At 40.7% G+C, this 7,506-nt stretch carries 7 protein-coding genes; 2 read left to right on the top strand and 5 right to left on the bottom strand.

Going from position 1 to position 7,506, the window contains the following annotated elements; translation table 11 throughout:
- Window positions 1–373 precede the first annotated feature (373 nt).
- The gene (locus ACRCJ0_RS07640) at window positions 374–1,729 is read left to right on the top strand and encodes an N-acetylmuramoyl-L-alanine amidase (protein ID WP_149255603.1); all 1,356 of its coding nucleotides are present in this window, start codon (window positions 374–376) and stop codon (window positions 1,727–1,729) included.
- Between the two features lie 100 nt (window positions 1,730–1,829).
- Here ACRCJ0_RS07640 and dtd read toward each other — a convergent pair whose 3' ends face one another.
- The 5 genes from dtd to ACRCJ0_RS07615 form a co-directional block, all read right to left on the bottom strand.
- Window positions 1,830–2,279, bottom strand: coding sequence for a D-aminoacyl-tRNA deacylase (gene dtd / locus ACRCJ0_RS07635; RefSeq protein WP_271736626.1), 450 nt, complete (start codon window positions 2,277–2,279; stop codon window positions 1,830–1,832).
- A 42-nt stretch (window positions 2,280–2,321) separates the two neighbouring features.
- Entirely contained in the window at window positions 2,322–4,577 is a 2,256-nt protein-coding gene (locus ACRCJ0_RS07630) for a RelA/SpoT family protein (protein WP_069285860.1), read from the bottom strand.
- A 110-nt stretch (window positions 4,578–4,687) separates the two neighbouring features.
- On the bottom strand, window positions 4,688–5,452 hold the full coding sequence (locus ACRCJ0_RS07625) for a 16S rRNA (uracil(1498)-N(3))-methyltransferase (protein ID WP_016897407.1): 765 nt from the start codon (window positions 5,450–5,452) through the stop codon (window positions 4,688–4,690).
- A 1-nt stretch (window position 5,453) separates the two neighbouring features.
- Window positions 5,454–6,413, bottom strand: a complete 960-nt coding sequence (gene prmA, locus ACRCJ0_RS07620) for a 50S ribosomal protein L11 methyltransferase (RefSeq protein ID WP_431390079.1) — start codon at window positions 6,411–6,413, stop codon at window positions 5,454–5,456.
- Entirely contained in the window at window positions 6,400–6,891 is a 492-nt protein-coding gene (locus ACRCJ0_RS07615; protein WP_431390078.1) for a hypothetical protein, read from the bottom strand. The genes prmA and ACRCJ0_RS07615 overlap by 14 nt, the downstream gene beginning before the upstream one ends.
- A gap of 211 nt (window positions 6,892–7,102) precedes the next feature.
- Here ACRCJ0_RS07615 and gpsB point away from each other — a divergent pair, with 211 nt between their 5' ends.
- Window positions 7,103–7,504, top strand: coding sequence for a cell division regulator GpsB (gene gpsB, locus ACRCJ0_RS07610; protein ID WP_271736622.1), 402 nt, complete (start codon window positions 7,103–7,105; stop codon window positions 7,502–7,504).
- The last annotated feature ends 2 nt before the right edge of the window (window positions 7,505–7,506 follow it).

Raw genomic sequence — 7,506 nt, 5'->3', positions numbered from 1 at the left:
AACAATAGGAATATAAGGACGAGTTAACTTCGTGGTACCACCTTAATTTCAACAGCTATGGCTGTTGCTCGACGCGTAACGTGCGTGACGGAATAGCTTTGCACTATTCTCCTCCAGAGTGTTTGCAAATAAATGACATTGAGCATTCTCACCCATTAGCTCTCTCTAGAAATGTCGACAATTATTCTTGCTCTTTCATTGGATCATTCATTCCTTATCTTATATCAAAACAAAAAAAGTGTCAAGATAGTATATTTTCTAGTTGTTCATTTATCACAAGAAAGGTAAACTGAATTATAATAATGCCAAATTTTAGTTAAAATATAAACTTTTTCTACCGGAATTTCCGGTGGCCTACTGAGGTGTAAGCGAATTGACAGAACATTTTGAGAACCACTTCCAACAAAATAAAGTAGTCTATCTACTTTACCTTATTTTTGTAACAGGAATCGTTGGTTTCTCCTCATTACAATTGTATCAATATAACAAAGCATCCTATAAAGAACTGTCTACCAATGTTGTCAACCTTCGTGAAGGACCTGGGATAACTTATGATATTAAAGACCAACTTGACGGCAATAATCCTTATCGAATACTCAGACAAGAAAATAATTGGTACTATGTCCTACTCGATAACAATGAAGTAGGTTGGATACCAACTTGGTTAGCTGATAACCAAGATATCGATTCCTCTGATTTCATTGCCACAACCTTAATAGATGATATTCAAATCTACGAAGAAAACTCAGAGGACGCGACGGTCTTAACATCTGCCGAAAAGAATTCAAAATACCAAATCTTACACCAAGCGGATGGTTGGGCCCAAATTCAACTTTCTGGTGAAATTGGTTGGGTGAAACAAACAGAAATCGATGTGACACCAGGAACAATTGCCTACGAGGAAGATACTGAAATTACAGAAGAAGAACAATCCACTTACGATGAATTTCTATCTGATTACGACTTCACTGTCAAAGCAACTGCTGATGGCGTAAATATTCGTAGCGAAGCCAATAAAGATTCGGAAATCTTAGTTAAAGGTGCCTTGAACGAACAGTTTGCCTACCTTGGTCAAGAAAATGAATACTACCATGTACGTTCAGTCGATGGTACAGAGGGTTATATCGTTAACTGGTTATCAGAAACTGATTCAACTGCCATGGTAGATAAGGCACAAGCAGCGGAAGCAACCAGTACATTAGCTGGCCGGACCATTGTATTAGACCCAGGTCACGGTGGTATCGACCCAGGTGCTGTAACAGACGGTCTATATGAAAAAGAAGTCACCTTACAAACTGCTCTAACCGTTAAGGAAAAACTTGAAGCAGCCGGCGTAAATGTGATTTTAACCCGAGATGATGATTCAGATGTTGCTTTAGCTGATATTCCATATACAGCCAACCAAGCAAATGCTGACCTATTGATTTCCTTCCACTATGATGCAATTGAATCAACAGGTGCATCCGGCACAACAGCTTACTACTACGGCGATGATTCCATCCCTGTAGCCCAAGAGATTCAAGCTCAATTAATGGAACAATTACCATTAGAATCTAACGGTGTTAAATTCGGTGACTTCCAAGTCATCCGGGACTTAGCTGGCGAAGGTGTCCTACTAGAACTTGGCTACATGTCAACACCGAGTGACGTGGCCGTATTCAGTCAAGAAGAATACTGGAACCAAGTTGCCGACGCCATTTACAACGCTTTAGTGATTTACTACCAATAATTGATTTTTAGGCATTGATGCCAAAATAAGAAAAATACCGATTGCCGGAAATTCTCTAGCAATCGGTATTTTTTTCTGTTTAATCTAATTGAGCTTTATTCTAAGCTTCATCCGAGTCTAATATGATGGTCACTGGACCGTCATTGACTAGTGATACCTGCATATCGGCACCAAATTCACCTTCAGCAACCTTTAACCCATACTCAGTGCGTAATGTTTTATTCAATAATTGATACATTTTATCGCCGTGATCTGGTTTGGCAGCATCGATAAATGATGGGCGGTTACCTTTTTTAGTTCTGGCATAAAGGGTAAATTGCGAAATGGATAATATCTCACCTGACACCTGGTCGATGTTTAGATTCAATCTATCATCCTCATCAGCGAAAATTCGCATATTAGCGATCTTTCTGGCCATATATGCCACTGTTTCCGGCGTGTCTTCTTCATGAACACCTACTAGAAGCACAAAACCTTTATTAATTTCACCAACAACTCTTTCATCGATGGCAACGTTAGCTTGGCTAACTCTTTGCACGATAATTCGCATCCAAACCCTCCATTAAATTGCTCATTACTATTAATTTTTACTTTATTCTTTAGCACGGGCAACCGAATAAACATCCGGTATATTTTTCACTCGGTCGATAATCTTATCCAGTTGATTGACGTTTTGAATGACAAAACGAAGCCTCACTTTGACAGAGTTATCGTCATGGTTCACGTTTCCATTAATATTAGTGACTGATCCAGCAATCGGCGTGATGATCTGTAAAACTTCATTCAAGAAACCAGACCGGTCCTCACCTTCAACCACAATTTCCACTTCATATTGGTTGTCCACATTCTTGTTGGCATCTTCCCATTCGACTGGAATCAAGCGGTCTTGTTGATCTTCAGGGACTTGCACATTCTTACAGTCTCTGCGGTGGACGGAAACCCCTCTCCCCTTAGTGATATAACCCACAATATCGTCTCCTGGTACAGGATTACAACAATGGGCTAGACGGACTAGGAGTGAATCCAAACCTTCAACAATCACGCCCGAACTAGATTTAGACGCTTTACGGCGAACATGACTAGATTGTTTTTGTGTCTTAATGAGTTTCTTCTGTTCGCCTGATTCTTTCAGGGTCTCTTCAACAGATTCCCTGTTCTTCTCAGCTGCGCGTAACCGGCGTTCCCGCTCAGTTAAACGGTTAGCGACTGCAGTTGATGATAATTCGCCAAAGCCAATCGCTGCAAACAAGTCTTCTTCAGTCGAGAAGTTGAACCGGTCTAATGTTTTACTGATATCTTCTTTTTTGTAGACATCTTTTAATTTGAAACCTAGATTATCAAGGGTTTCTTCAAGCGCATGTCGACCTTGTTCTACCGCTTGGTCACGGTCCTGCAATTTAAAGAATCGTTTGATACGGTTGCGGGCCCGCGAAGTTTTCACCAAGTTTACCCAGTCACGCGATGGTCCTGCCGAATTCGGTGACGTTAGAATTTCCACGATGTCACCATTTTTCAATTGGTAATTCAAAGGTTCAATCTTGCCGTTGACCTTAGCACCAATCGTCTTATTCCCTACTTCTGAGTGAATTGAGTAGGCGAAGTCTAATGGGTAGGAACCCGCTGGTAATTCAGTCACGTCGCCAGTTGGGGTGAATACATAGACATTGTCTTGGAAAATGTCCTCTTTCACGCTTTCCATGAAATCGGTGGCATCTTTAGATTCGTCCTGCAACTCCGCAATTTGGTTAAACCAATCTAGCTGGGCGTCTAAAGGTGAAGCCTCCACCTTTTCATGGTTACCCATTTTGTAAGCCCAATGCGCAGCAACCCCGTACTCAGCAACCTCGTGCATTTCGTAGGTTCTAATTTGCACTTCTACTGGACTTGGCTGGTTACCGACAACCGTCGTATGGATTGACTGGTACATGTTGGCTTTTGGCATGGCAATGTAGTCTTTAAATCGGCCTGGCAATGGCTTCCAATTAGTGTGGACAATCCCAAGTACTGCATAACAGTCACGAACAGATTCCACTAACACTCGGATAGCTTGGAGATCGAAAATCTGGTCGAATTCTTTGCCTTGGTCTTTCATCTTCCGGTAAATAGAATAAATGTGTTTAGGTCGACCGTAAATTTCAAACTTACCAGTAATAGCTCCCTCTACTTGTGATTCCAATTCGTCAATAGTCGTTTGAATAAATTCTGCCCGCTCGTCGCGTTTTGAATCTACTAATTGAACGATTGAGTAATACGATTCTGGATCCATATAGCGAAGCGCTGTATCTTCTAGTTCCCATTTAATCTGGTTCATACCTAAACGGTCAGCTAGAGGAGCATAAATTTCTAACGTTTCTGTAGAGATAATCACTTGCTTCTCTGGCTTATGCCATTTTAGCGTCCGCATATTATGCAAACGGTCGGCTAATTTCACCATGATGACCCGTAAATCGTTGGCCATGGCTAACAACATTTTACGGTGGTTCTCAGCTAATTGCTCTTCATGTGATTTATATTTAAATTTCCCTAATTTGGTGACGCCATCTACTAGGGTGGCAATTGTCGGTGAGAAGAAGTAGGCGATATCGTCCAATGAGATACCGGTATCTTCCACAACGTCATGCAAGAACCCAGTAATGACGGTATCCGGGTCCATTTTCAATTCGGCTAAAATACCTGCTACTTGAACTGGGTGGACAAAGTAAGGCTCGCCTGATTTTCTGATTTGCTCAATATGTGCGCGTTCCGCAAAGTCTGCTGCCTTTTGGACATAGTCCACCCTCGCTTCAGACATATAGCTAGCACATAAGGCTAAAACTTCTGCTTTTGTATAATTCTTTTTATTTGGCATGTTACCACCTACTTTCCTTGATATAACTTATATGGTTGACATCAATATCTAGATTGTATATTTCTCCTATCTTACCATATAAATGGACTAGAAACCCTATCAAACCTTTGTTAGTCCCCTAATAATTCTGTTGCAAATGACAGACTTGATAATAAATATAAGGGTGCTGTTTCTGTCCGTAAAATCCGTGGCCCTAACCCGCACAAATGCACATGGTCGAATCCGTCAGTGAATTCGACGATTTCATCTGGATGAATGCCCCCTTCAGGTCCGGTAATGAAGGCAATACGGTCCTTAGCTTTTAGTGATGCATAAGTCTTTGCCAAAAGGGCCGCTTCACCCGACTTGGCAACCTCTTCATAAGCCACGCAAACTTGGTCAAATTCGCATAGTCTATTTTTTAACATGCTAACACTATGCAAGTCTTCGACGGTTGGAACAAAAGTTCTATGAGATTGCTCAGCAGCTTCCTTGGCAATCTTTTTCAAACGGTCAATTTTTTTGCCCGCTTTCTTTTGGTCCCATTTAGTGACGGAATACCGCATGGCAACTGGTACAATATGACGGACCCCTAATTCGGTGGCCTTTTGTACGATTAAATCAAGCTTGTCTCCCTTGGGTAGGCCGACAAAGAGTGTGGTGTCGACCGGAATTTCTTTATTTTCTTCCCGCAATTCAACTAGTCGAAAGACTGCCCTTTTGCCTTCATCAGAAACAAGCTCACCGATAAATACTTGTTCAGTTTGGGTGACTAGAATTACCTGGTCCCCAATCTGCATCCGCATAACGTTAATCATATGATGGTAGGCGTCTTTATCCATCTCAATTTGGTCATTTAATTGGGCGGTTTCCTCTTCGATAAAGTATCTTTGCATCTTAATCTTTTCCTTTATGGGCTAAAATACCGTACCATTCACCCATGTTCATAACGATTTCAACGGTAAAATCATTGGCGGCAAGTAAGGCCAACATGTCGTCTTTCTTGTCATGGAAAATACCTGATAGCACCAATTGCCCATCTGCTTTTAAGTTAGTGTAAGCTTGCGGGATCAGGGGTTCCAGGATTTCAAATAGGATATTGGCTGTGATGATATCCACTTGAGTATCGATGTCGTTTAGGATGTTGTTTTGGGCAACGGAAATAGCGTCTTCTACGTCATTTAAAGCAAAATTATTGCGGGTAATATCTAAAATTGACCCATCATAATCATAAGCAGCGACGTCATTAGCGCCTAATTTCTTCGCAGCGATGGCTAAGACACCAGACCCAGTCCCCACATCAATGACATCTTCCCCGCCAGCCATAGCGATTTCCAGTAAACGTAATGCCAGCTTAGTGGTTTCATGTGAACCGGTCCCAAAGGCCATACCTGGATCTAGGAATAAAGTGGTTTTCTTCGGATCAGCTACTTGATCGTCTTTCTCCCAAATTGGCACAATATCCATAAAGCGCGATACATGGATTGGTTCATAGTAAGCCTGCCAAGCTGTTTCCCAGTCCTTATCTTCTAGGGGACTATAGCGGATGTCATGGATGACAATTTGTTGATCTGCCCCTAATTCCTTATTATAGTTTGCTTGGTAGGTTTTGATTTCAGAGATGATGTCTTCGATATTTTTATCGTCTGAAAAGTAACCTAAAACTACCGGGTGAACTTCATAGGTTCCTGGTGCCGGCTGGTCATTCTTCACTGAACCAAAGCCGTCATCCGACCAGTCAATATAGTCTTGCTCGTCTTTGATGGACACCCCAGCAGAGTCTAAGCCCCACAAAATTTCGGTTAATAGGTTCTCACTTTTATTGTCTGTTTCAATTGTTAACTCATACCAAGTCATTCGTATCATCTCCTAAATATAATAAGCTGTCGTCATAGCGCTTAATGGCTCTCCTTGTTGTGATCATTTGGTCCACTTCTTCTGCTGGCCATTTCAAATCAATCGCCATTCTTTCCCCTTTAATTAATTCTTTAATTTGCAAGCGGGCTTCATATAAAAGATGGCTAATTTCTTGTGCTAGAATATCTAAGTGCCCTTTTTGAAAGTGTTCAGTGTCTTTTGGTTGAATGATAAAAATCCCACTCACTGTTTCATTAACACGGTGGTCAGCTGTAAAAATAAACTTCAATTCTAAGTAATCGATGCCTTCTAAAGGCTGGTTATTTTTGTCTAAAAAAGTGATTTCTTCATTGTCGACCACTGGCAGATATGTTTGCAATACCACCTGTTTGGATACTGATACATAGGATAAACGCCAAGGAATATCAATATGGCTATTCTCTAACGTTTCTTCAAGAAAAGTGTATACGGTTTGCATCTGTTGATTCCCCACTTTCGTCTTTTTTAATTATTATAATATACCCACACGAAAATAACTACCGCGCCAATGTTCTGACGATTTAAATTAGACTAATGCTTGCTGTTGAATTTGATAGAATCTTAAACTATTATTATATTACATTTATTACAAATAATGAAAGCTATGCTATAATAGAACTTAGAAATATAAATGATGAGGTGTTATTTAAATGGCTGATCGTAACTTGACGACAAAAGATATTTTACAGAAAGAATTTAAACCTGCCCTTCGTGGATTCAACACAGAGGAAGTAGACGAATTCTTAGATTTAATCATTCGTGACTATGAGTCATATGAAAAAGAAATTGCCTCACTTAAGAATGAGTTAGAACGTGCAAAACACTCAACTGGTACAAGTGAAAGTGGACGCCAAGCCACTAACCAACGCTCAAAATCTACAACAGTACCTCAATCAAAAGGTACAACCAACTACGATATTCTACGTCGCTTGTCTAAGTTAGAAAAAGCTGTATTCGGTGGCCAAAACGCCAAAGCCGAAAATACAGCAGATGCTAGCGAAGAGAACGAAGACGATACGAAAGATCATACTATTATTTTTGAAAATAACTAGTC

The sequence above is a fragment of the Aerococcus sp. L_32 genome, assembly GCF_050689315.1.
This window is presented reverse-complemented; position numbering and strand designations above follow the sequence as displayed.

Excerpts from the sequence above, each read along its gene's own strand:
- ACRCJ0_RS07625 (WP_016897407.1), bottom strand. The coding sequence starts at position 5,452 with ATGCAAAGATACTTTATCGAAGAGGAAACCGCCCAATTAAATGACCAA.
- prmA (WP_431390079.1), bottom strand. The coding sequence starts at position 6,413 with ATGACTTGGTATGAGTTAACAATTGAAACAGACAATAAAAGTGAGAAC.
- gpsB (WP_271736622.1), top strand. The coding sequence starts at position 7,103 with ATGGCTGATCGTAACTTGACGACAAAAGATATTTTACAGAAAGAATTT.
- ACRCJ0_RS07615 (WP_431390078.1), bottom strand. The coding sequence starts at position 6,891 with ATGCAAACCGTATACACTTTTCTTGAAGAAACGTTAGAGAATAGCCAT.
- dtd (WP_271736626.1), bottom strand. The coding sequence starts at position 2,279 with ATGCGAATTATCGTGCAAAGAGTTAGCCAAGCTAACGTTGCCATCGAT.
- ACRCJ0_RS07630 (WP_069285860.1), bottom strand. The coding sequence starts at position 4,577 with ATGCCAAATAAAAAGAATTATACAAAAGCAGAAGTTTTAGCCTTATGT.